The sequence below is a fragment of the Legionella birminghamensis genome, assembly GCF_900452515.1.
Classification (GTDB): domain Bacteria; phylum Pseudomonadota; class Gammaproteobacteria; order Legionellales; family Legionellaceae; genus Legionella_C; species Legionella_C birminghamensis.
The window spans coordinates 576,514-599,640 of sequence record NZ_UGNW01000001.1 but is presented as its reverse complement, the minus strand read 5'-3'; the positions used below and the strand labels follow the sequence as shown (position 1 = coordinate 599,640).

The following is a 23,127-nucleotide window of genomic DNA, read 5'->3' as shown; positions in this document are numbered from 1 at the left end:
TACACATGCAAAAGAGTGCATTTTAGCACAAATTAGCAATCAATGTTTAAGAATAGGCAAAAATTATCATTAAGCCATACCCAGGACTTAAGCTGTCAACACGACGCCTAGTGCCCAATTTTCTCCCAATAGGATTTCTTCAATCGATAAACAACAAACAGGAATATCAGCAAAAATGCAATAACAACCCCGCCGGCCCGATATCTGACCAACTTTGCCGGCTCGCCTACATACACTAGAAAATTAACCAGATCGGTAACGGCGCTATCAAACTCCTGAGAAGTCATTTCCCCAGGCTCAGCAAGCAGCAAATGAGAGAGAAATACATTCCCTTCTGCATCCTTATTTTCCACAGCCACCATTTTTCCAGCCAGAGGTTCCAGTACATTGGGCATCGCCACACCCGGTATCAAAATATTATTGGCACCAAAGGGTCTTGTCTTATCGACATAGAAGCCTTTAAGATAAGTATACAGCCATGAAGGGCCTCTCTCACGCGCGCTGAGAGACAGATCTGGAGGAACTTTGCCAAACCATTGCTGAGCATCCTGCGCGGGCATGCTAATCCTGATAGGATCATAAATTGGCGCCCGGGTGAAAATAAGGTTGCTAACCAGCAGATCCGTATCGATTTCACCGTCAAAAGTAGTTAATCCCAAATCATGGGCCATACGGTTGTAACGCATATATTTCAGGGAATGGCATCCTGAACAATAATTCATGAACATTTTAGCACCGCGTTGCAGTCGAGGCCTGTCCTGAACATCCACATCAACAGGGAGTAGCTTAACATTATCCTCAGCTGCCGCATGGAGTATGCCGGCTAATAGTAAGGAGGAAAGACCAAGGAATAGCTTTTTTCGAATCATCTGGTAATCCTCTCTGGTACGTCAAGATGCTGCTCATAGCGGGTGTAAAACGGCATTAAAATAAAATAGCTGAAATAAATGATCGTGCAAATCTGTGCCAGATACTGACGTATGGGCGTGACTACTACGGTACCTAGATAGCCCAGGGTTACAAAAGCAATTAAAAAAATCAGCAAAGCCCATCGGGAAAGATAACCCTTATAGCGCATTGAACGGACAGGGCTTCTGTCCAGCCATGGCATAAAAAACAGGACAAGAATTGATGAGAGCATTGCAATAACACCGATTAATTTATTAGGAATGGCTCTTAAAATGGTATAAAAAGGAGTCATGTACCAAACTGGTGCAATGTGGTTTGGAGTCACCATGGGATCAGCCGGAGCAAAATTGGCATGCTCGAGAAAATATCCGCCCATTTCAGGGGTAAAAAAGATCACTGCAAAAAATAAAACCAGGAAAACCATTATCCCCACTGCGTCTTTAACGGTGTAATATGGGTGAAATGGGATGCCATCGAGAGGTACCCCCTTTTCATCCAGGTGTTTTTTAATTTCAATACCTTCTGGATTATTGGAACCAACCTTATGCAGGGCAACGATATGCAGGAACACCAGGATCAATAGCAGGAGCGGGATGCCAATGACATGCAGGGCAAAAAAACGCTGCAGGGTGGCGTTTGCCACATTGTAGTCGCCACGTATCCAGGTAACCAATGTATCGCCGACAAAGGGAATAGCACCGAACAATGAAGTGATTACCTGTGCCCCCCAATACGACATTTGCCCCCAGGGCAGTAAATAGCCAAAAAAAGCCTCTGCCAGCAATAGCAGAAAAATGACCATGCCAATCAGCCAGATAAGCTCCCTGGGCTTTTGATAGGATCCATACAGGACGCTGCGAAACATGTGCAAATAAATCACAATAAAAAAAGCAGATGCACCGGTGGAATGCATATAGCGCAGAAACCAGCCATAATTAACGTCACGCATGATGTATTCAACTGACTCGAAAGCCTGCGCCGCAGTTGGCGTGTAAAACATGGTCAGCCAAAGGCCAGTTACCAGCTGGTTTACTAACACGATAGTGGCTAATGAGCCAAAGAAATAAAAAAAGTTGAAATTTTTTGGCGCATAATATTCGCTAATATGCTTTTTCCAGGTGGTAATCAGAGGAAATCGAGCATCAATCCAGTTCAGTAATCCGCTCATGCTTGACCATCCTTTTCATCTTCGCCAATTACAATAAGGTGCTTGTTAACAAATCGGTAGGGTGGAACTTCCAGATTAATTGGCGCAGGCACCCCCTTAAAAACTCTTCCTGCCAGATCGAAGGTGGAACCATGGCAGGGGCAGAAAAACCCGCCTGGCCAATCAGGCCGAAGCTCTCTTTCATTGGGGGTGTATTTGGGCGAGCATCCCAAATGGGTACATATCCCGACCAGAACCAGATATTCTGGATTAATAGAGCGAAATTTGTTTTTGGCATATTCGGGCTGCTGGTCAACCAGCGAATCGGGATCACGTAGTTCGCTATTATGGCCATTTAAATGATCGAGCATTTCGCGAGTTCGTCGGATAATCCATACGGGCTTACCTCGCCATTCGACAGTAACCTGCTGGCCAGGCTCAATTTTGCTTATGTCCACCTCTACGGGCGCCCCTGCTGCCTGTGCCTTTGCACTGGGCATCCAGGATGAGACAAATGGGGTTAAGGCGCATACCGCCCCTATTCCTCCCAATACACCGGTTGTGCGTAATAAAAACTGACGCTTCTGCTCATCAATGACTTCCGGTAGATACTCATCACTATGCTCGGGCTTGATTTCATCATTCACGGTGCTTCTTCCTGTTTACTTCCTTTTATACCGTTTCAGATATTATGATTAAAGCGTCCATATACCGATCGGCATCTAGGTAAACGCGCTTCGATTCCAGAATTCTGATAAAGGTGAAATGTACTATTTATATCAAAGATTTAAGCATTTGCAAATGGAGGAGAATTTTTTTGCCAGAATGAAAGTGCACCTTTCAATGAGCCTGGTTAGGGTTACGGACTGGAAGCCGCCCAAGTAAATGCTTCGTATACATATATCTGATTAGTTTAAACGCTCTACGTACTGCGCTTTATGCGCGATAACCCTAAAAATAGGATGGTGTTGTAATATTTTTACTACATCACTGCCCTGCCTGGATACCGCGCATAAAGCGCGGTACGTAGGCGATTAAGGGTACGTAGACGATTAGCGGTTCATCGGCGCCTGATGGTATACAGCGAAGAAATTCATCGTAAAAAAAACCCCGCAGTAGGCGGGGTTTCGTAAGCATAATTTCGATTAACGTTTTGAGTACTGTGTTGCACGACGTGCTTTGTGCAGACCAACCTTCTTACGCTCAACTCGGCGTGAATCACGAGTCAACAGGCCTTTGGCGCGTAATTTACGACGATAAGAATCAGCTTGGGGCTCAGCGTCTTCAGCCAGATCAATTTCATCATACTGTACCAGTGCCCGGGCAATACCCAAGCGAACAGCACCAGCCTGGCCAGATATACCGCCACCGGCAACAGTTGCATAAATATCGAAACGCTCAAGAACATCAACTGTTTCCAGAGGCTGTCTTACCACCATACAGGCAGTTTCACGGCCAAAGTACTCTTCAAGCGGACGGTTGTTAATTTTGATCTCGCCTTTACCAGGACGGATAAAAACTCTGGCCGTTGAGCTTTTTCTACGACCAGTACCATAGTATTGCTGCAATTCAGCCATATTATTTATTCCTCAATCTCTAGTTGCTTGGGTTGCTGAGCAGCATGTGGATGTTCACTACCCGCATAGACTTTAAGCTTGCGGTACATTTCTCTACCCAACACATTTTTGGGGAGCATACCCTTTACTGCCAATTCGATAATTCTTGTAGGGCTTTTAGCCTGGAGCTTCTCGAAAGAAGTAGACTTAATGCCACCAGGAAACCCAGAGTGATGGTAATACATCTTCTCTTTAAATTTTCGGCCTGTAACAGTCACTTTCTCAGCGTTTGTTACGATAATATAATCCCCGGTATCCACATGAGGTGTATATTCTGCCTTGTGCTTGCCGCGTAAGCGACGAGCAATTTCAGTAGCCAGACGACCTAAAGTTTTGTCGCTAGCATCAATTATGAACCAATCACGTTTAACTTCGTGAGCTTTGGCGCTGAATGTTTTCATTAAATTAACTCCGTACCGCCTTTTATCATTGGTAATCTTTCAATCTTGGACGGGCGATTTTAACCAAAACTGCAATAACCTACAAGTAAAATAAGTAAAAACTTGAACAGAATCTAAAAAAAATATTATTTAAGCATTACTTATCAATTAATAAATGTTCAACAATTTTATTCTTTAATAAATGCTTGTCAACAATTTCATCAATATCCGCTACCGAGGAGTAAGTATACCACACTCCTTCAGGATAAATTACAACACATGGACCTTGGCTGCAACGCCCAAGGCACCCTGATTTACTCACACGTATTTTTCCAGGACCATGTGCACCCAATTCAAGCAAACGCTCTTTAAGGTGCTCAAAATACTCGATGCCGCCAGAATTGGCGCAGCAAACTTTACCATCTGCTTTTTGATTGGTGCATACAAAAACATGCCGGGTATAATGACTCAACAACTATTTTCCTTTTTGCTCAATTTTCGTTTTTAATTTCAGACCAGCCTTAAATGTAACTACCCGTCTTGCAACCACCGGAATTTCTTCCCCAGTTTTTGGGTTTCGGCCAGGTCTTTGCGGCTTATCGCGCAAATTAAAGTTACCAAAGCCGGATAATTTGACATCCTTGCCATTTTCAAGTGCATTTCGAATAGCTTCGAAAAATTCCTCCACCATCGCTTTTGCATCTGGTTTAGATAAATCCAATTCACTAAACAAGGTTTCTGCAATCATTGCTTTACTTAGTGCATTCACGATTTTAATCCCTCAAAGTAATTGAAAAATCATCCTCAAGTGTTCTGAGTATAGCATCAATTACCTGGTTTATCTCATTATCAATCAAGGTTTTATTATCGTCCTGCAGGATAAGCGCAATCGCAGCACTCTTTTTCCCCTGAGGAATATTCTCTCCACGATAGATGTCGAATACATGGAATGACTTTAACCAGTTGTTAGGGATAACCGATTTTACAGCTTTTTCAATGTCTGACATTTGGATAGGGTCATCGATCAGAATGGATAAATCTCGGCGAATCTGTGGAAATTTTGAAATCTGCTTATAACGAACTGCTTCATTGGCCATCAACTCATTTATTCTAAGCTCAAATAGCAACACCTCTTCCTGAATATCCAATGCATCAGCAATCCTAGGATGCAGACTGCCGCACCATCCAGCGGCTTTGCCATTAATCATGATTTGCGCAGATTTTCCTGGGTGCAGCGCAGAATGTTCGGCAGGAATGAATTCTGCGTTTGAAATTTGCAATAAGGCAAATAAACCTTGCAGATCACCCTTAATATCATAGAAATCAAAAGAACGTCCTGGCTCACACCAGTTCATGCCCCCAATTTCTCCAGCAATCAAACCAGCAAGGCAAGGGTTTTCCTGTACTGTACTGCCCTCTATCTGAAAAGTCACGCCCGCTTCGAAAAACTTGATTGAAGTCTGCTGACGATGGATGTTGTAAATCATAGACGCTAATAAGCCAGGCCACATCCCGGTACGCATTTGCGATAACTCACTGGAAATGGGATTGAGTAAGCTCAGCGCAGATGACTGTGGATAGAGTGCATGTTGTAATTCGGGGTCAACAAAGCTGTAGCTAATCGTTTCATGATAACCTCGATCTGCAAAATAATGCGCTGCACGTTTCGAGATCGACTCAGTCGGTGCCATGCTGCCAGGTTGCACAGTGGTTATCATTTTCTGCCCTGGAATGCGATCATATCCCCGAAGGCGGATAACCTCTTCGATTAAATCCACGTCAAGCTGTATATCAAACCGATAGGCAGGAGGTGTCACTTTCCAGAAAGAGTGCTCTTTGCTGATGTGCATTCCCAGGCCCTTCAGGAGCGTAAAGATTTCGGCCTCTTCAATTTCAACACCGGTTAACTGCTTTACCTTTTCAGGATTAAAATGAATACTGGGAAGTGTAGGTATATGCACTTTTTCAGTCACTTCGCTTATTGGCGCTGCTTGTCCGCCGCAAATTTCCAATATCAGGCTGCTTGCCCTTTCAATAGCCTGCAATTGTAGTGTCGGATCAACACCCCGTTCAAAACGTTGGGATGAATCCGTAAACAAACCAAACCTGCGTGCCACACCCGCAATATGAGCAGGGTTGAAATAAGCACTCTCAAGAAATACAGCAGTTGTTTCGTAGTTCACTGCTGAACGCTCTCCCCCCATAACACCGGCGATTGCCAGGGCATTTGCCTTATCTGCGATTACTAAAATATTGTCAGCCAGAGTCACCTTCTGCCCATCCAGTAACTGCAGGGCTTCATTATTTTTTGCAAACCGAACCTCAATATCTCCTGAAAGCGTTTGTAAATCAAAAGCATGCATGGGCTGTCCAAGCTCAATCATCACATAATTAGTGATATCCACTACTGGATGGATACTCCGTATTCCAGCGCGCCGCAAACGCTCACGCATCCACAACGGCGTCACTGCCTGCGAATTGATTCCTTGAATCACCCGGCCGCAATAATGTGGACAGGCTTCCGGCTGCTTTAATTCAATTAATTTTTGCTCGTCAATCACTGGTTTTGACGTATGCATCGCAGCCGGCGCCAATGGTGATTGAGTCAATGCCGAGACTTCTCTGGCAATACCGAGCACACTCAGGCAATCCGCGCGATTCGGTGTCAGATCAATATCAAAAACCTGATCATCGAGTGACAAATATGTCCGCAAATCCTGGCCCAGAGGTGCATCGCTGTCTAATTCAATTATCCCATCGGAACTTTCACTTAGACCCAACTCTGAAGCAGAACACAGCATCCCCTGAGATAATTCACCGCGTAGTCTGGTTTCCTTGATGTGTAGACCGCCAGGCAAATTAGCGCCAATTTGGGCGAGGGCGACTTTTAAACCCTTTCTGACATTTGACGCACCGCAAACTATTGGGAGCTCTTCTTTACCTGTATTTACTTTGCATAGGGTTAATTTATCTGCCTGCGGATGAGGGGTTGTATCTACAACTTCAGCAATTATAACCTGAGTAAAAGAGCCTGCTACCGGGCTAATGGAGTCCACCTCCAGACCCGCCATTGTTAATAGTTCGGCAAGTTCTTGCGCATTAAGAGAGGGTTTTACCCATTCACGCAGCCATTCTTCACTTACTTTCATTATTTCCTCTTAAGGCTTCATTTATCAGGACAAGGTTATTTAAAATTGTTTTAAAAAACTTAAATCATTTTCGAACATCATTCTTAAATCATCAATGCCAAAGTAAAGCATTGCTAATCGGTCCATCCCCATTCCAAAGGCCCAACCTTGGTATTCATCGGGTGAGATATTCACGGCCTTTAATACATTGGGATGAACCATGCCGCAGCCCAGCACCTCAAGCCAACCTGAAAATTTACAGGAGCGGCAGCCCTTTCCAGAACATTGAGTGCATTCGATATCCACTTCAGCTGAAGGCTCGGTAAAGGGGAAATAGGAGGGTCGGAATCTTAGCTTAAGCTCCCGACCAAAAAAATCGGCAAAAAAATCATGAAGCAAGCCGCGTAACTGGGATAAGTTCGCTGTTTTATCAATTAGCAAACCTTCCACCTGATGAAACATGGGAGTATGAGTAACATCCGAATCGCAACGATAAACACGTCCTGGCGCAATCAGGCGCAATGGCGGCTGGCGCTCTTCCATCGTTCGAATTTGCACCGGTGAAGTATGGGTGCGCAGCAAGTATCCATCCCCAAAGTAGAATGTGTCATGCATGGCGCGGGCAGGATGATGCCCGGGGATATTAAGTGCTTCAAAATTATAAAATTCGGTTTCAACTTCTGGGCCGGTTACAATATCGAACCCGAGACGGCTGAAATAATCATTCACTCTTTGTTTAACCTGGGTAACAGGGTGAAGCGAACCCTGATGTGTATTTCGCCCAGGGAGACTGATATCAATTCGCTCATCACTGAGTTTTTTCTGCAGGGCTATTTCTTTCAGATCAATTAATTTATTTTCAATTAAGGTATTGAGTTCCCTTTTGGCCTGATTAACCAATTGACCCATCTTTGGTTTTTCTTCCGCACTGAGATTAACAAGACCTTTAAGGATTTCCGTCAAAAGACCTTTTTTTCCCAGATAATCAATTCGGATAGCTTCCAAAGTTTGTATGTTATTCGCGTCCTGTACGGCCTTGGCAGCTTGTTGCTGTAATTCGACTATGTCTTGCATGATCTTGACCTGCATGTAGAAAGGGAGGCAAAAGCCTCCCTATTCATCTAACAAAATGAAGCTTTATCGATAATAGATCCATTCGATTTCTGCCAGCTGCAACAACTCTGACTGGCAGAAGGAACTATCATCTTACTGTGCTAAAGCAGCTTTGGCCTGCTCAGCAACAGCAGCAAAAGCCTGCTTGTCATAAACAGCCATATCAGCCAGAACTTTTCTGTCCAGTTCGATAGACGCTTTTTTCAAACCATCAATCAATCGGCTGTAGGATAAGCCACACTCACGTGCCTGGGCATTGATACGGGTAATCCACAATGCACGGAATTGTCTTTTCTTTTGACGACGGTCACGATAAGCGTATTGACCGGCTTTGATAACCGCTTGTTTGGCTACTCGGTAGGTACGGCTACGGGCACCATAATAACCTTTTGCTTGATCTAAAACCTTCTTGTGACGTGCTTTGGCAGTCACTCCGCGTTTAACTCTTGGCATTATTCACTCCTCCCCTTAACTACCATGAAGCATACGTTCAGCGAGACGAGCATCACATTGTTTTAATGTACCTGCTGCAACACGCAAATGACGTTTTTGCTTTGGTGATTTCTTGGTAAGGATGTGATTTCTATAAGCGCGTCGACGCTTGATTGAACCACCCGCTGTCTTACGGAAGCGTTTGCTCGCTCCACGATGCGACTTTAACTTTGGCATAACATATACTCCGCATTTGTTTCGCTACTAATGTTAGCTATCAGGCTACTGTCGAGCTCATATACCGGGCAATTTCTATGACAAATACCTGGTATGCAAACTTGTCAGTAATACTAATCAGCCTTTTTTCTTAGGCGACAACACCATGACTAACTGGCGACCTTCACGTTTTGCCTGTTGCTCAACCACAGCATATTCAGCTGTATCGATCATGAGGCGCTCCATGATTTTCATACCAATTTCCTGATGAGCCATCTCACGACCGCGAAAACGCAGTGTAATTTTGACTTTGTCACCATGATTAAGGAACCGTATCAGGTTGCGTAGCTTGACCTGATAATCCCCGTCTTCCGTCGTTGGACGGAATTTTAGCTCTTTGACCTGAATTTGCTTCTGCTTCTTCTTCGCTTCAGACAATTTTTTATTCAGTTCAAACAGATATTTACCATAATCCATAATCTTGCAAACAGGCGGCTTGGCTGATGGCGAAATTTCGACCAGATCATGCCCACTATCCTCTGCTGCGCGTAAAGCTTCTCGCGTAGACACAATGCCCACCTGATTGCCGTCAGCATCAATGAGACGTACCTCAGGTACATTGATTTGTTCATTTACTCTTGCACGATCGCTATCGCGCTTATTTGGTGCAGTAATAGTTTAACCCTCCATCTGATTTTTAGACACGACCTTTGCCTGCAATTTCTTTTCGCAATAGGTCGCAAACACTCTCAATATTCATTACACCTAAATCGACCCCTTCACGCGTTCTTACTGAAACGGAGCCGGCTTCCACCTCTTTATCGCCAATGACCAAAAGGTATGGAATTTTTTGTAAAGTGTGCTCGCGAATTTTAAAACCAATTTTCTCATTTCTCAAGTCAAAACTAGCTCGGATTCCCTGTTTTTGCAAAATTTTTGTTACTTGCTGGCCAAATTCCTGTTGTTTTTCACTAACCGTGAAGACCATGGCCTGAAGTGGAGCAAGCCAAAGCGGCATTTTTCCAGCATAATGCTCAATAAGAATTCCCATAAACCGCTCAAATGATCCGAGAATCGCCCGGTGCAACATTACCGGATGTTGCTTGCTGCCATCTTCAGCAATAAAGGTTGCGCCCAGTCGTACCGGCATGGAGAAATCAACCTGGATAGTACCGCACTGCCAGATTCTGCCCAGACAATCCGATAATGAACATTCAATTTTCGGGCCATAAAATGCACCTTCTCCCGGCGCGTCCTGCCATTGAATATTATGGCTTGCCATTGCCTGCTTCAGTGCATTTTCTGCCTTGTTCCATACCTCATCGCTGCCTACCCGCTTTTCGGGTCTTAAGGCCAGGCGGTACTTAATTTCACTAAAGCCAAAATCAGTATAAACGGACTGCACCAGCTCCAGCATCATGGCCACTTCGGACTGTATTTGCTCTTCTGTACAGAAAATATGCGCATCATCCTGCACCATGTTACGCACCCGCATTAAACCATGCAGAGATCCTGAAGGTTCACAACGATGGCAATTGCCAAATTCAGATAAGCGCAGCGGCAAATCCCGATAGCTTTTCAATCCATTATTATATATTTGTACATGGCAGGGACAATTCATGGGTTTAACTGCATACAGCCGATTCTCTGTTTCAGTAATAAACATTTCGTCTCTGAAATTATCCCAGTGCCCTGATTTTTCCCACAGGGAACGATCGACTAATTGTGGGGTCTTTACTTCCTGATAACCAAAATCTGCCAGGCGGCTACGCATGTAGCGCTCAAGCTCCTGATAAATAGTCCAGCCGTTAGGATGCCAGAATACCATGCCTGGCGCGATATCCTGAAAATGAAACAGATCAAGGGCCTTGCCCAATTTACGATGATCTCTTTTCTCCGCTTCTTCAATACGATGCAAATAAGCATCCAGCGATTTTTTATCATTCCAGGCGGTGCCATAAACACGCTGCAGCATTTCATTATTGGCATCTCCACGCCAATAAGCGCCTGCCAGTTTGGTGAGCTTGAATGCTTTCAATTTTCCAGTGGATGGCACATGCGGACCCCGGCACAAATCTTCAAAATCACCCTGGCGGTATAATGAAATAACCTCACCCTGAGGAATCTCGGCAATAATTTTAGCTTTATACTCTTCACCCAAACTTCGAAAATAATCAATGGCTTCATCTCGCGGCAGTTCACGTCTGGAAACGGGATAATCCGCCTTGGCCAACTCCATCATTCTCGCTTCAATACGCTCCAGGTCTTCCGGAGTGAAGGGCCGTTCAAAGGCGAAATCATAATAAAAGCCATCTTCAATCACAGGTCCAATTGTGACTTGGGCACTTGGAAATAATTGCTTGACTGCCTGGGCTAATAAATGCGCTGTAGAATGACGGATTACTTCGAGACCCTCTTCCTGTTTATCAGTCACAATGATTAAATCGCAGTCCTTATCAATTAAATAGCTGGTATCAACGAGCTTCCCATTAATCGAGCCAGCCAGGGCAGCTTTTGCCAGCCCCGGGCTAATAGTATTTGCCACTTCATAGATGGTTACAGGCTGTTCAAAGTGTTTAATTTGTCCATCAGGCAATTTAATATTAGGCATCTTTATTCCTTCCGCATCAGATTGAAGCAAGTTCCAGCATAATGCACAGAGAAATTTACAATTCCGGCATCATCAATGTATATATTGGCAAAACCTACAGACTAACCTATTTTTGAACACAGGTAAAGCGCTAAGTACTTAAGCAATAGGTCGTTAGAAAGGAGGAAGTTTTTTATTTATCAGAATCCCAGGGCATTTTGAAGAATCAAACAGTATTAATCGGTTGGGATGGTAGGCACGAGTGGGATCGAACCACCGACCACCACCATGTCAAGGTGGTGCTCTACCACTGAGCTACGTGCCTAAAAAATCGTTTTGAACACAACGTTGGGCATTATATTAAAGCTCCTATCACAAAGCAAATAGTTTATTAAAATTTCAAAACATAAATAAAAAAGGCTTGAATGGACTGCGATCTATTCAAGCCTGACACGGCGAGGTTAATTGCCATGGGTTAAACCACTACTGACAGTTACTGGGGTAATTTGTTCCATCTTCATACCACCCATCTCTATCAGTGCTTTGTGAAATCGTTTCCGTTGACTTCGAAGCTCATCTTAGCAAAAAAAAATTAAATGTCAACTATTAATTTCTAAAGGAAACTTAAAGTTTCCAAAATATATAATAATTGCGATAGAGTTTCTAATTTGTTACACTGGCGTATCACTTCTCTAATTATTCAAAGATGGAAAAAGTTGACCTGAGTAAACAGTTTTCTTACCGATTGCGTGATGCAATGATTTCTGCGGGATTAAACTCTCAACGCTCAACTTCAGGTGTTTGTATTCATCAACTGGCAACTATAACGGGTTATTCTGTACAGATATGCAGACGCTATTTACGTGGCGAAGCAATACCAGAACCAACCAAACTGGTTGAAATTGCGGAAAAACTAAAGGTTTCACCCGGATGGTTATTATTCGGAGACAGTCTTTTACAACAGCCTGAAGGGAAAGAAACGCTCCTGATTCACAAGAATCTGCTGCACTATATTTTCACGCGCGCAGGAGATCTATATAATGCGAGCCATAATAGAGATGAGATAGCCAATTTTTTGCTGGATCTTATCAAGGATGTAAGTCAGATAAACGCAAACTCTGAGCAAACCAGGAAGATTATTGATTTGGCTCTGTCATCTGCTGGCCATTTTAACCATTAGCATGGAACGTTTTAAGCAAATTCATGGAAACCAGTCGTATTTTAGCAACAGCGCATCCGCAAATGATGGAACTTTTGTTTAGCCGCAAGGATAGAGTCCAGCGTGTATTCAGTGACGTGCTAGGACTAAACCAGATTCATCATCTTTCAATTAGTCTAATTGATACGCAATCCCGTATTCTGATTATCTCATCCACACCAGCCATGGAATTTAATCTATTTACCCGTGGGCTATGGGAATATGACTTAACCTATCATCCCGACTGGTATCAGCGGTGTGAGCAGGCTAGCTGGCAATCACTCTATCTTCCAACGCGTTATGATGAGTTGTATTACTTGCGCCAGGTCAGACACGAGCTTCCGCTTGGCACTTCTATTGCTGAATCGCGAAATGGCAAATATTTTATTTTTTCATTTGGGAGCAATAACGCCTGCGTGCAGGCGCAGTCTTTATTTCGTCATGAAAAAGAAGGACTGGCAAAAATAGGTCGGTATTGCAGCAGTTTGCTTGAGCATTTCTTTTATGAGTTATGACTATCAGTGCTTCGACTGAAGCGAAGCACTGATAGTGGAGCTATTGATAATGTATAATAACACCCGCTTTTGCGTTTTCACTTAACTCTAATGCTTTCGTGATGGCTTCTTTTTTATTTTTAAAATGACCGCTGGCTCTGGATGCCCCCTGTTTTTTAATAGCCCAGCCGCGGTCATCTGCAAATACATAATAGAAAGCATTTTTAGAAGGTTTTAAACTCAAAGCCTCCGCTAATAGTTTTTTTATGATGATTAAGTGTTCTTGTTCCTGCTTTAAAGCGTCCATAAACGCTTCAGCAATCTCGACGAGTCCATTCTGAGCCGCTAACTCAATTAATGTTTCCCACGCGGCATTATCGGTAAGTTCGACAGTTAATAAGGCTTCCAGCACCTGCGGCATTGTTGTTCTTGGATCGGTTAATACCTGAATTATCCCCATTCCCAAAACACCGCTCACGTCTGCACAAGGGGTCATCGCGGTTGGATCGGCTTTTAATTGATTGATTGCTTTTTCAACCATAGCCATATGCTCTGCTTCCTCATCGCGTAGATGCTGGAACTCCTCGCACAGCGCCGGCATTTTAAAACCCTTGGCTTTTGCCAGCGCTGCATCATACAAACGCACCCCTGATCGTTCATAAGCAAGACGTTCTCCCAATTTATCAATTAATAATTGAAACCCAGGTTTCGGCAACTCGCCATTTACTGCCTGAGGGATACTGCCTACAGGATTAGCCTCCGCAGTCATATGGCTGCGTTCTTTTTCAAGTAAGCTGATATCACCAGCCACATCAGGCGGAAAATCACTTTCAGCATTCAGCATTGACTCCAGATTCTGTGGCTCCAGTAGAGCACCTGTAAAATTTTGTCCCTGATATTCTTTCATAGTAGACTCCTGTCTTAGTGTCGAGAGCTGCTAAGCTCAGTTCCCGGACGCCACTGATACCCTGCAGAAGCAATTTCGGCCGGTACACCTTGTGAATTCATGTACTCTCTATATCGCAGTGACTCAGCATCTTCTTTTTCCAAAGGCACAAATTGAGTGCCGCAGGTTCGCAGGTTAACTTCTTCATTAAGCACTTTACGCACAAATGCTCTTTGACTTTTAAATTCGAGCATTGCCGGCATATTTCCAGTCAGCAATTCCGCGGGATCCCTTTTCTCATACTGTTTAAATAAACTACAAGCCAAATGGTAATGGCCTAATTCATAATCCAGGAATCGCTCCCACATTGCTTTTATACGGGGATTACCTTCCTGCTCAACACAACTCAAATATATATAAATTTCCATGAGCTCATGGACTATCCATTTTTCAATGAGTGTCTCCTGGGGATCCATTAATGAACCATATTGAGTGACGTGCTGCTCTTCAATGGATGCGATTTCCGCATAGAGCTGTCTGGCAATGGGATCCGCAAAGAGCGGTCCTATGTTCATGTAGTAATCATGTGTCTGAAACTCAGCCGCAGTAATCATCGCTGCATGAATTTTCGTAATGAGTTGGGCCTTCTCTTTTTGATAGGAGTTACGTAAATCATTTTTCGGAGAGCGATGATGCTCTGTTGTGGGCCGGCCGGGTACAAGATCGGTATAGCCCTGCAAGATATTATTGGCATCTTTACCCTCAAGCCGATCCAGCATTGCGGCATAGCGGTAAAGATGATCAAAATCCTCGAGCAGCCCGAACCGATAGGTCTGCGCCTGATAAGGATCAGGTTCTTCTTTTGCTACTGCTGCAGTGACCTCAATAGCCACCTGCTCATAAGCAATCGTCGTTTCAAGCGGTGAATGATCAGCAGATAAAAGCCAGTTAATCTGGGTGGCCTGATGTTGTTCTACTCTCCTCACCTCTGCGAGCGGAAGCTGGAGCTCTTTGCTGAATCGCGATAAAAAATGTTTTGTCCTCAATGCATCCAGCTCAATACCATTCAGTAGAATAATGCGCACTCGGGTAAACGCGTCATCATCTAGCTTACTGATTGGGTTTCCTGCCAGTTCTTTCCAGGTAAATTGCTGCTTATCAAGGGGACAGCCTTTTTCTTCCAATAGAGATAGAAAGTTATTTGTCATAGTAAACTCCTTTTTAAGGACTAGCGCGTTCATCATCCTGAACAGTTGATATTTTTGGTTTATATTATAACTATAGCAAGTGTGCAATTTTTACCCAGATCATGCCTCACTCTATATATGAAATATGAAGGAGAAGATATGACAATCGGGAAACTCATGTTTATTGGTGGTGCAGAAGCACAAAAAATCGATGACTCAAAAAATTCAGAAAAGTATCGCTTTGAACTGTTAGAGGAACTATTTTCTGATTTACGGGTCGAAAAAATTGAGATTATCACCACACCAACGGATGAATTCGAAAGAATGAGAAAAAAATACAGTACTGTTTTTGATAAAATTACTGGCGTGAGACCCCAGTTTATCGTTCTTGAAAAAAATATGCCTGACAAATATAACGAACGTCTTGAGAATGCCGATGCAATTTTTTTCACCGGAGGCAATCAGGAGGAAGTACTGGATTTGCTGAGCAAAGAGTTTATTCAAATTATCAGCAGCCGCTATCGAGAAGACAAACTAATTCTCGCAGGCACCAGTGCCGGCGCAATGATTCTTGCCGATCAAATGATTTGTGAGGGGGGAAATGAAGCCTCGCAGGTTGACGATCATCTAAAAATGAAACCCGCTATTGGGTTATTGTCAGACTCTATCATTGATACACATTTTATTCAGAGAGGACGATTTGCCCGCCTGGCACATGCGGTTAAGCGCTTCCCAAACCATATTGGATATGGCATTGAGGAGAATGCCGCCTTGCTTGTTGAAAATGGTAATCATGCCAGCTGTTATGGTGGCGGGACATTAACTATCATTGACGGCCGGGGTCTGCATAAAACAGATTACAATATTAACAAGACACTCAGTAATGAATTCGTACTTAATCTGAAAGTTCATTTATTGATTAAGGGCTGTCAGTTTAAGCTCCCTTATTTTGAACAGGTGCATTGCTGATTTTTCCCGGTTGCAGGCAACCGGGAGTGCAGCGGACGGATTAGGATCCTAACATCCGCTCTTCTTCAAAGAATGTAACTTTGCCGGTTTTAATATCGTGCACGCCTGCTACTATGCCCACCTGTCCCTTATCAAGCAAGTCACGGATAATAGGACTTTGCTCTCTAATCTGGCGGACTACATTTAAGGCATTATTGCGTGCAATCTGGTTAAGCAGTTGAGGGCTCGTACAGCTTTCAGTACCAGCCTGCTTTTTGGATTCAGCGACCACCGGTTTAATTTTATCAAGAATATGATCAAGGTGCCCCAGACTCACGTTTTCACAGGCACCAGCCATGGCGCCACAGGAGGTGTGCCCTAAAACCACAATGAGACGTGAGCCCACCACTTTGCTTGCAAATTCCATACTACCTAGCATATCATCGCTCAGCACATTACCAGCTACCCGCAGGATAAACAAATCAGCCAGCCCCTGATCAAAAAAGATTTCAGGCACACTACGCGAGTCCATACAATTAAGCACTACCGCCCAGGGATACTGGCCATAGGAAGATTGTTTAGCCTGGGCACGGTAGTTACGCTGCTGCATTTTCCCATCTAAAAAGCGTTGATTGCCCTCTTTAAGTTTCATCAGCGCCTGTTTTGGAGTTAAACTTTGCTGCTTCTCCGCAGTACTGATTTTTTCAATGAGTAACACTTCTTCCACTGAAGCAGCAACGGTCGACTGCATCCAGGCCAATGACATAGCCGCTAATAGGCATCTGATAATAGACATGTTCGTTCATCCTTGAGAAAAGTATTAGTTAATCAGTTTCCCAACTCCAATTCAACCCATATCGGTGCATGATCCGATGGACGTTCCGCACCTCTTGCTTCTTTATCTATGCGGGAAGCCAGGCAACAAGATACCAGCTCATGGCTAAGCAGGATGTGATCTATCCGCAGGCCGCGATTACGGCGAAACGATGCCGCGCGGTAATCCCACCAGGTAAATTCAATTTCATTTTCCGGGAAAAGACGAAAGCTATCTTTTAGCCCCAGGCTTAACATATTGGTAAATGCCAAACGCTCTTCAGGGCTCACCATTACCCCGCCAACCCATTCCAAAGGGTCATGGACATCGCGGTCTTCCGGCGCGATATTAAAATCACCGAGCACCACCAGTTTAGGATATTGTTTTAGCTGCTCTTCAATATAAGCGTTCATTTTAGCCAGCCAATTGAGCTTGTATTGATATTTGTCGGAACCAACAGTAGAACCATTTGGAATATAAAGGTTGATAAAGCGTATTCCCTCAAATGTCATCGCCAGGATTCGACGTTGCGGGTCAGCCAGATCGGGGATATCCGTAACGATCTCCTGTGGGGCAGAGCGGCTAATGACTGCGACGCCGTTATAGGATTTCTGTCCTGAAAACACGACATGATAGCCCATCTCCCTGAATAAATTGGCAGGAAAGTTGTCATCAAGCAATTTGGTTTCCTGCAATGCCAGGATATCAACCTCATTTTTTTGAATCCAGTCGATGACTTGTTCCAATCTTATTTTCAGAGAATTCACATTCCAGCTGGCTAATTTAAGCACACCAATCTCCATTGTATTCAATAACCAAGGGGGCATGATCAGACCAGCGATCTGCAGAATGTATAGAAACCGCCTCGACTGACTCGGTCAAACCAGGTGTGATCACCTGATAGTCAATTCGCCATCCTATGTTATTGGCTCTTGCGGTTTTACTGCGCTGAGACCACCAGGTATATTGATCAGGATGCTGATTTTTAACCCGGAATGCGTCAACAAATCCCATTTCGCCAAAAAGCATGTCCATCCAGGCGCGCTCTTCCGGCAAAAATCCAGAGTTCTTTTGATTAGACCGCCAGTTTTTCAAATCAATCTGCTTGTGGGCGATGTTGTAATCGCCGCAAAGAATCAGTTCTCGCCCCTCTTTTTTCAGATTTGTCAAATGGGCGGCAAACCGTTTGAGGAAATCAAATTTGACCTCCTGCCGAATCTCCCCGCTTGTTCCAGAGGGAAGATAAAGGGAGACTACGCTCAGTTTGGGGTAATCAAACTGAATATACCGCCCCTCCTTATCACAAAAATCAAATCCAAGTCCTTTGACAATGCGCTGCGGCTTGTGGCGAGCATAGATGGCAACGCCGCTATAACCTTTCTTCTCGGCATCATAATAGTCGCAGTGATAGGATTCGGGATGATAAATCTTATCGGAAAGCAGTTGTTCAAGTTGCGCCTTGGTTTCCTGAATACATACAAAATCAGCATTCTGATGTTTTAGCCAATCATAAAATCCGCTCCGTGCTGCTGCACGGATACCATTTGCGTTAAAACTGATTACTTTCACAATTGACCCTTTATAACTTCTGGTAAAAATATAGCATAGAATTGAAAAGCCCTGGTGCTATCCGCTGGGCTTTACAGCCCAGCCTACGTTCAGGCTAGTATTCTATCGGATTGACCGCTAAATCAAAATAGTTTGTATCCAGCTCTATGATTCATTATTAGTATCGTTTAGGATATTTCTCTTCACTTTACAAGGACAGTTCCATGAGATTTATACGGCATTCCCTATTAGCTAATCTGATTGTCCTTGCCATTTCTTTACTCTGTGCCTGTAATCGAGAACAGCCAAAACCCACAGCCGCCCCGGCTCCTGAGGTGGTTGTCGCCTATCCTCTGAAAAAGAAAATTATTGAATGGGATGAGTACACTGGACGTTTTCAGGCTGTCCAGGAAGTGGACGTGCGGGCAAGGGTAACCGGCTACCTTCAGGAAATTAAATTTAAAGACGGGCAACGGGTAAAAAAAGGCGATGTGCTTTTCATTATCGACCCCAGATCTTTTGATTATGCACTGGCACGGGCGCAGGCGGAATTCGAAGTAGCCAAAAGACGCTATGAACGCGCAATCAAACTGCAAAAGGCCAGTTTTATTTCAACAGAGGTTATCGATCAGCGGTTACAGGAGATGCAAGTTGCGCAAAGCAGAGTAAATGAAGCGAAATTAAATGTCGAATTTACCCAGGTCACTTCCCCCATTAACGGCAAAATCAGCCGATATTTTGTGAGTGTCGGTAATCTTATTCGTCAGGACGATACCGTGCTGACCCGGGTAGTCTCGGTAGATCCGATTCATTTTTATTTTGAAGCAAGCCAAAATGATTTATTGAAATATATTCGCCTTGATCGAGCCGGAAAACGACCCAGTTCCGATCGATACCCCAATCAGATCCTCATTCAGCTTCCTGATGAACAAGGCTTCCCGCATCAGGGCAAAATGGATTTCGTCGACAATGTGGTTGATCAGGAAACCGGCACTATTCAAGGCCGGGCACTGGTTCCCAATCCCGATGCAGTGATTTATCCAGGACTGTTCGGCAGGGCACGGCTGATTGCCAGCGGAGAATACGAGGCTTTATTGCTGCCTGATAAGGCCATTAACATGGAACAAAACCGTCAGTTTGTTTATGTCGTGGATGACAAGAATCAGGCAAAGCGGGTTTATATTGAATTAGGACCTTTACGCGATAGCGGTTTCTATATCATCCGAAAAGGATTGAAGGCTAACGAAAAAGTGGTAATTGATGGATTACAGCGCATTCAGACTGCCGATCAGTTGGTCAAACCGAAACTAATTACACTCAAGGAATAGCTGTCTCCATGAAAATTGCTCATTTTTTTATAGACCGGCCTATTTTTGCAACAGTTATTGCTATTATCATTGTCCTCGTTGGCAGCCTTTCCTATTTGAATCTGCCTGTTGAACAATATCCTCCAATTGTTCCCCCTACTATTCAAGTCACTGCCCAATATCCAGGCGCTGATGCTAAAACAGTTGCCGCTACAGTCGCCACGCCCATTGAACAGGAGGTCAATGGTGTTGAAAATATGCTTTACATGGACTCACAATCTACCAGTGATGGACAGATGCGCTTGACTATCGCTTTCAAAATTGGAACCGATCTGGATCAGGCACAGGTTCTGGTACAGAACCGGGTTGCCATTGTAGAGCCCAAGCTCCCGGAGGAAGTAAGGCGGATTGGCATTACAACAGTTAAAAACTCCCCTGACCTGATGCTGGTCATTAACCTTTTTTCCCCGAACAATCAGTATGATCAAACTTACATCGGCAATTATGCTGTGCTACAGATACGCGATAAAATCCGCCGCATTGAAGGGGTGGGCGATATCCGTCTTTTTGGCGCCAGTGAATATGCTATGCGCATCTGGCTTAATCCTGACCTGATGAATTCGGCAGATATTACCGTTAGCGATGTGTTAGCTGCCCTGCGCTCGCAAAATGTCCAGGTAGCCAGTGGTATTTTAAATCAGCAACCACAGGAGAATCAGTTTGGCATTGAATTCAGTATTGAAACGCAGGGAAGACTGGTTACACCTAAAGAGTTTGAAAAAATCATCATTAAATCAAAGGACGGCCGTATTGTTTATCTGCGTGATATCGGGCGGGTTGAGCTGGGAACACAGAACTATCTGATTAAAGGCTGGCTGAACAAATATCCTGCAGTCGCATTACCAGTTTTTCAACGTCCGGGAACCAATGCACTGGAAACTGCAAAAGAAATTGTGCAGGCCATGAAGGAGCTTTCCCCCCGCTTCCCCCCAGGCTTGACGTATAAAATTGCCTACAACCCCACTTTATTTGTACAGGAATCGATCAATGCTGTTCAGCATACTATTTTCGAAGCAATTATATTGGTGGTGCTGGTCATTATCATTTTCCTGCAAACCTGGCGAGCAGCTATCATTCCGGTTATCGCTATTCCCGTTTCCTTAATTGGAACTTTTGCGGCAATGGAGGCCATTGGATTCTCCTTAAATTATCTCACTCTTTTTGGCCTGGTTCTGGCCATTGGTATTGTGGTCGATGATGCCATTGTGGTTGTCGAGAATATGGAAAGAAATATCCATAATGGCATGGAACCGCGTGAAGCTGCCCGAAAAACCATGACTGAAGTAGGCTCAGCACTGGTAGCCATTGGCCTCGTATTGGTTGCGGTGTTCTTGCCTACCCTATTTCTGCAAGGAATTTCTGGAAAGTTCTATCAGCAATTTGGGGCGACAGTTGCAGTTGCCACGATCATTTCTGTTTTTGTTTCCTTAACTTTAAGCCCGGCACTGGCGGCACTTTTACTTAAAAAGAGACCGGAGAATTACCAGCAAACCCTTCCAGTCTGGCGAAAACCGTTTAACCGGCTAGCCGCTGGATTTAATCATTGCATGGAAAGCGGTTCCGAGAAATATGGCAGGCTGGTCTGTAAACTAACACGCCGAAATAGTTTAATGGTTGTAATTTATACAATCTTAATCTTTTCTACTTTATTCCTCTTTCGAAGTATTCCCGGCGGTTTTATTCCGAAACAGGATATCGGTTATTTTATTGTATCCATTCAGCTACCCTCCGGCGCCTCCCTTTCCCGTACTGACAAGGTAGTCAGGCAGGCAATTGACAAACTGCTGGCCATTCCTGGAGTGGCCAATGCCGTTGGTTTTACAGGCTTCTCTGGCGCAACATTTACTAATTCTTCCAACAGCGGTGCAGTATTTGCGGTTCTTGAACCGTTTGATGAACGGCAGAAAAAGGATTTGTCTTATGATGATATTCTTAACCGCATGCGTCAGGAGATGGGAGGGATACTGGATGCCAACATCGTCGTGATACCACCACCGCCAGTACGAGGCATTGGTAATGCCGGCGGTTTCAAAATGATGATACAGGATCGTGCCGGAATCGGTACTGATGCGCTTGAAAGAGCGACCTTAAACCTGGCAGCCCATGCTAATCAGGCAGAAGCAACCACTTCCGTATTTACTTTCTTTGAAAATAAAACTCCCCGTCTTCGTCTAAATTTTGACAGAGATCGTGCTGAACGCCTGGGGGTCAGAGTAGCCAGTGTCGTTGAAGCCCTGGAAGTGTACTTGGGATCAGTATTTATCAATGAATTCAATTATCTGGGCAGAACATTCAGGGTTATTGCCCAGGCAGACGCCAATTACCGATTAACCCCCGATGATGTTTTGCGTTTAAAAGTCCGGAATGAAGAGGGACAAATGGTGCCGATTGGGTCCGTAGCCAGAATTGAAAACACGACCGGCCCTTCCCGCATTCCCCATTTTAATCTGTATCCAGCCATTGAATTATTAGGCGATACTAAACCTGGTTATAGTTCAGGAACGGCATTGGACACTATGGAGCAGCTGGCTCGTCAATACTTACCTTTTGGTATTGACTTTGAGTGGACTGAAATCGCATTCCAGGAAAGAGCAGTCGGCAACACCGCCGTATTAGCCTTTACACTCAGTGTGATTTTTGTCTTCCTGCTGCTTGCCGCCCAGTATGAGAGCTGGATTTTGCCTTTGGCTATTATTTTAATCGTCCCGATGTGCCTTTTTTCTTCTCTTCTTGGGATTAAGTTATTGGGTATGGCTAACAATATAATGACGCAAATCGGTTTCCTGGTATTGGTGGGCTTAGCCTCAAAAAATGCTATTTTGATTGTGGAGTTCGCCCGCCAGCTAGAAAATAGAGGCGAAAACCGCTGGAATGCAGCAATTGAAGCCGCTCGCCTGCGTCTACGCCCTATTTTGATGACCTCCTTTGCATTCATCCTCGGCGTTTTCCCGCTGGTGGTTGCACAAGGTGCAGGGGCAGAAATGAGAAGGGCATTGGGAGTTGCCGTATTTAGCGGAATGCTTGGTGTTACATTCTTTGGTTTAATATTTACACCGGTATTCTATGTGATTACCAGTTATCTGGGATCGCTTTGGGCCAAAAGGAAACATCAGTGATCGACTGTTGGGCTTTACAGCCCACCCTACAACAGATT

At 44.3% G+C, this 23,127-nt stretch carries 23 protein-coding genes and 1 tRNA gene; 5 read left to right on the top strand and 19 right to left on the bottom strand.

The features are described 5' to 3' along the window. Positions 1-107: 107 nt before the first annotated feature. From DYH42_RS02580 to DYH42_RS02515, 14 genes are all read right to left on the bottom strand, one after another. A complete protein-coding gene (locus DYH42_RS02580) occupies positions 108-869 on the bottom strand; it encodes a cytochrome c1 (RefSeq protein WP_058523109.1) in 762 nt (253 codons plus the stop codon). Further along, positions 866-2,077 (bottom strand): cytochrome b, encoded by a 1,212-nt coding sequence (locus DYH42_RS02575; protein ID WP_058523110.1) that lies wholly within the window; start codon positions 2,075-2,077, stop codon positions 866-868. Before DYH42_RS02575 ends, DYH42_RS02580 begins: the two co-directional genes overlap by 4 nt. Continuing rightward, on the bottom strand, positions 2,074-2,703 hold the full coding sequence (gene petA / locus DYH42_RS02570) for a ubiquinol-cytochrome c reductase iron-sulfur subunit (protein ID WP_058523111.1): 630 nt from the start codon (positions 2,701-2,703) through the stop codon (positions 2,074-2,076). The genes DYH42_RS02575 and petA overlap by 4 nt, the downstream gene beginning before the upstream one ends. A gap of 498 nt (positions 2,704-3,201) precedes the next feature. Beyond that, positions 3,202-3,633, bottom strand: a complete 432-nt coding sequence (gene rpsI / locus DYH42_RS02565; RefSeq protein WP_058523112.1) for a 30S ribosomal protein S9 — start codon at positions 3,631-3,633, stop codon at positions 3,202-3,204. Between the two features lie 5 nt (positions 3,634-3,638). Continuing rightward, positions 3,639-4,073, bottom strand: coding sequence for a 50S ribosomal protein L13 (gene rplM, locus DYH42_RS02560; RefSeq protein ID WP_058523113.1), 435 nt, complete (start codon positions 4,071-4,073; stop codon positions 3,639-3,641). Positions 4,074-4,209: 136 nt separating this feature from the next. Further along, entirely contained in the window at positions 4,210-4,527 is a 318-nt protein-coding gene (locus DYH42_RS02555) for a (2Fe-2S) ferredoxin domain-containing protein (RefSeq protein ID WP_172464982.1), read from the bottom strand. Then, complete coding sequence (locus DYH42_RS02550) at positions 4,528-4,821, bottom strand: integration host factor subunit alpha (protein ID WP_058507819.1); 294 nt, start codon at positions 4,819-4,821, stop codon at positions 4,528-4,530. 4 nt (positions 4,822-4,825) lie between these two features. After that, complete coding sequence (gene pheT, locus DYH42_RS02545) at positions 4,826-7,201, bottom strand: phenylalanine--tRNA ligase subunit beta (protein WP_058523114.1); 2,376 nt, start codon at positions 7,199-7,201, stop codon at positions 4,826-4,828. A gap of 39 nt (positions 7,202-7,240) precedes the next feature. Continuing rightward, the gene (gene pheS, locus DYH42_RS02540) at positions 7,241-8,254 is read right to left on the bottom strand and encodes a phenylalanine--tRNA ligase subunit alpha (protein WP_058523178.1); all 1,014 of its coding nucleotides are present in this window, start codon (positions 8,252-8,254) and stop codon (positions 7,241-7,243) included. Between the two features lie 132 nt (positions 8,255-8,386). Next, positions 8,387-8,746, bottom strand: a complete 360-nt coding sequence (gene rplT, locus DYH42_RS02535) for a 50S ribosomal protein L20 (RefSeq protein WP_058523115.1) — start codon at positions 8,744-8,746, stop codon at positions 8,387-8,389. 15 nt (positions 8,747-8,761) lie between these two features. Further along, positions 8,762-8,962 (bottom strand): 50S ribosomal protein L35, encoded by a 201-nt coding sequence (gene rpmI / locus DYH42_RS02530; protein WP_083503088.1) that lies wholly within the window; start codon positions 8,960-8,962, stop codon positions 8,762-8,764. 117 nt (positions 8,963-9,079) lie between these two features. Further along, the gene (gene infC / locus DYH42_RS02525; protein ID WP_058523116.1) at positions 9,080-9,616 is read right to left on the bottom strand and encodes a translation initiation factor IF-3; all 537 of its coding nucleotides are present in this window, start codon (positions 9,614-9,616) and stop codon (positions 9,080-9,082) included. Between the two features lie 22 nt (positions 9,617-9,638). Beyond that, the gene (gene thrS / locus DYH42_RS02520; protein WP_058523117.1) at positions 9,639-11,552 is read right to left on the bottom strand and encodes a threonine--tRNA ligase; all 1,914 of its coding nucleotides are present in this window, start codon (positions 11,550-11,552) and stop codon (positions 9,639-9,641) included. A gap of 229 nt (positions 11,553-11,781) precedes the next feature. After that, positions 11,782-11,856: transfer RNA gene (locus tag DYH42_RS02515), tRNA-Val, on the bottom strand. Between the two features lie 381 nt (positions 11,857-12,237). Between DYH42_RS02515 and DYH42_RS02510 the strand changes: the two genes are divergently transcribed. Further along, positions 12,238-12,711 (top strand): helix-turn-helix domain-containing protein, encoded by a 474-nt coding sequence (locus tag DYH42_RS02510; protein WP_058523118.1) that lies wholly within the window; start codon positions 12,238-12,240, stop codon positions 12,709-12,711. Between the two features lie 23 nt (positions 12,712-12,734). Further along, positions 12,735-13,244 (top strand): hypothetical protein, encoded by a 510-nt coding sequence (locus DYH42_RS16690; RefSeq protein ID WP_058523119.1) that lies wholly within the window; start codon positions 12,735-12,737, stop codon positions 13,242-13,244. A gap of 40 nt (positions 13,245-13,284) precedes the next feature. Here the strand turns inward: DYH42_RS16690 and DYH42_RS02500 are convergent, their stop codons facing one another. Together DYH42_RS02500 and DYH42_RS02495 are read right to left on the bottom strand one after the other, a co-directional pair. Further along, positions 13,285-14,130: a demethoxyubiquinone hydroxylase family protein gene (locus DYH42_RS02500; protein WP_065232796.1), complete on the bottom strand. Its 846-nt coding sequence runs from the start codon at positions 14,128-14,130 to the stop codon at positions 13,285-13,287. A 14-nt stretch (positions 14,131-14,144) separates the two neighbouring features. Further along, a complete protein-coding gene (locus DYH42_RS02495; RefSeq protein ID WP_058523120.1) occupies positions 14,145-15,317 on the bottom strand; it encodes a hypothetical protein in 1,173 nt (390 codons plus the stop codon). A 138-nt stretch (positions 15,318-15,455) separates the two neighbouring features. Here DYH42_RS02495 and DYH42_RS02490 point away from each other — a divergent pair, with 138 nt between their 5' ends. Next, on the top strand, positions 15,456-16,265 hold the full coding sequence (locus DYH42_RS02490; RefSeq protein WP_058523121.1) for a cyanophycinase: 810 nt from the start codon (positions 15,456-15,458) through the stop codon (positions 16,263-16,265). Positions 16,266-16,305: 40 nt separating this feature from the next. Here the strand turns inward: DYH42_RS02490 and DYH42_RS02485 are convergent, their stop codons facing one another. Genes DYH42_RS02485 through DYH42_RS02475 form a run of 3 tightly spaced genes read right to left on the bottom strand, consistent with a single transcriptional unit; the run spans position 16,306 to position 18,627 of the window. After that, positions 16,306-17,040: a carbonic anhydrase family protein gene (locus DYH42_RS02485; protein WP_058523122.1), complete on the bottom strand. Its 735-nt coding sequence runs from the start codon at positions 17,038-17,040 to the stop codon at positions 16,306-16,308. 32 nt (positions 17,041-17,072) lie between these two features. Then, positions 17,073-17,849 carry an exodeoxyribonuclease III gene (gene xth / locus DYH42_RS02480; RefSeq protein ID WP_058523123.1) on the bottom strand — a complete coding sequence of 259 codons (777 nt, stop codon included), beginning with the start codon at positions 17,847-17,849 and terminating at the stop codon, positions 17,073-17,075. Beyond that, positions 17,842-18,627: an exodeoxyribonuclease III gene (locus tag DYH42_RS02475; protein WP_058523124.1), complete on the bottom strand. Its 786-nt coding sequence runs from the start codon at positions 18,625-18,627 to the stop codon at positions 17,842-17,844. The genes xth and DYH42_RS02475 overlap by 8 nt, the downstream gene beginning before the upstream one ends. Positions 18,628-18,830: 203 nt before the next feature. Here DYH42_RS02475 and DYH42_RS02470 point away from each other — a divergent pair, with 203 nt between their 5' ends. Both DYH42_RS02470 and DYH42_RS02465 read left to right on the top strand, forming a co-directional pair. Further along, positions 18,831-19,934, top strand: a complete 1,104-nt coding sequence (locus DYH42_RS02470; protein ID WP_058523125.1) for an efflux RND transporter periplasmic adaptor subunit — start codon at positions 18,831-18,833, stop codon at positions 19,932-19,934. A gap of 8 nt (positions 19,935-19,942) precedes the next feature. Then, positions 19,943-23,089: an efflux RND transporter permease subunit gene (locus tag DYH42_RS02465; RefSeq protein WP_058523126.1), complete on the top strand. Its 3,147-nt coding sequence runs from the start codon at positions 19,943-19,945 to the stop codon at positions 23,087-23,089. The last annotated feature ends 38 nt before the right edge of the window (positions 23,090-23,127 follow it).

Bases quoted from the DNA above. Each gene is read 5' to 3' on its own strand.
- rplT (WP_058523115.1), bottom strand. From the start codon at position 8,746: ATGCCAAGAGTTAAACGCGGAGTGACTGCCAAAGCACGTCACAAGAAG.
- DYH42_RS16690 (WP_058523119.1), top strand. From the start codon at position 12,735: ATGGAAACCAGTCGTATTTTAGCAACAGCGCATCCGCAAATGATGGAA.
- DYH42_RS02495 (WP_058523120.1), bottom strand. From the start codon at position 15,317: ATGACAAATAACTTTCTATCTCTATTGGAAGAAAAAGGCTGTCCCCTT.
- rpsI (WP_058523112.1), bottom strand. From the start codon at position 3,633: ATGGCTGAATTGCAGCAATACTATGGTACTGGTCGTAGAAAAAGCTCA.
- thrS (WP_058523117.1), bottom strand. From the start codon at position 11,552: ATGCCTAATATTAAATTGCCTGATGGACAAATTAAACACTTTGAACAG.
- rplM (WP_058523113.1), bottom strand. From the start codon at position 4,073: ATGAAAACATTCAGCGCCAAAGCTCACGAAGTTAAACGTGATTGGTTC.
- DYH42_RS02580 (WP_058523109.1), bottom strand. From the start codon at position 869: ATGATTCGAAAAAAGCTATTCCTTGGTCTTTCCTCCTTACTATTAGCC.
- DYH42_RS02470 (WP_058523125.1), top strand. From the start codon at position 18,831: ATGAGATTTATACGGCATTCCCTATTAGCTAATCTGATTGTCCTTGCC.
- DYH42_RS02485 (WP_058523122.1), bottom strand. From the start codon at position 17,040: ATGTCTATTATCAGATGCCTATTAGCGGCTATGTCATTGGCCTGGATG.
- pheT (WP_058523114.1), bottom strand. From the start codon at position 7,201: ATGAAAGTAAGTGAAGAATGGCTGCGTGAATGGGTAAAACCCTCTCTT.
- pheS (WP_058523178.1), bottom strand. From the start codon at position 8,254: ATGCAAGACATAGTCGAATTACAGCAACAAGCTGCCAAGGCCGTACAG.
- DYH42_RS02490 (WP_058523121.1), top strand. From the start codon at position 15,456: ATGACAATCGGGAAACTCATGTTTATTGGTGGTGCAGAAGCACAAAAA.
- DYH42_RS02500 (WP_065232796.1), bottom strand. From the start codon at position 14,130: ATGAAAGAATATCAGGGACAAAATTTTACAGGTGCTCTACTGGAGCCA.
- rpmI (WP_083503088.1), bottom strand. From the start codon at position 8,962: ATGCCAAAGTTAAAGTCGCATCGTGGAGCGAGCAAACGCTTCCGTAAG.
- DYH42_RS02575 (WP_058523110.1), bottom strand. From the start codon at position 2,077: ATGAGCGGATTACTGAACTGGATTGATGCTCGATTTCCTCTGATTACC.
- DYH42_RS02465 (WP_058523126.1), top strand. From the start codon at position 19,943: ATGAAAATTGCTCATTTTTTTATAGACCGGCCTATTTTTGCAACAGTT.
- DYH42_RS02510 (WP_058523118.1), top strand. From the start codon at position 12,238: ATGGAAAAAGTTGACCTGAGTAAACAGTTTTCTTACCGATTGCGTGAT.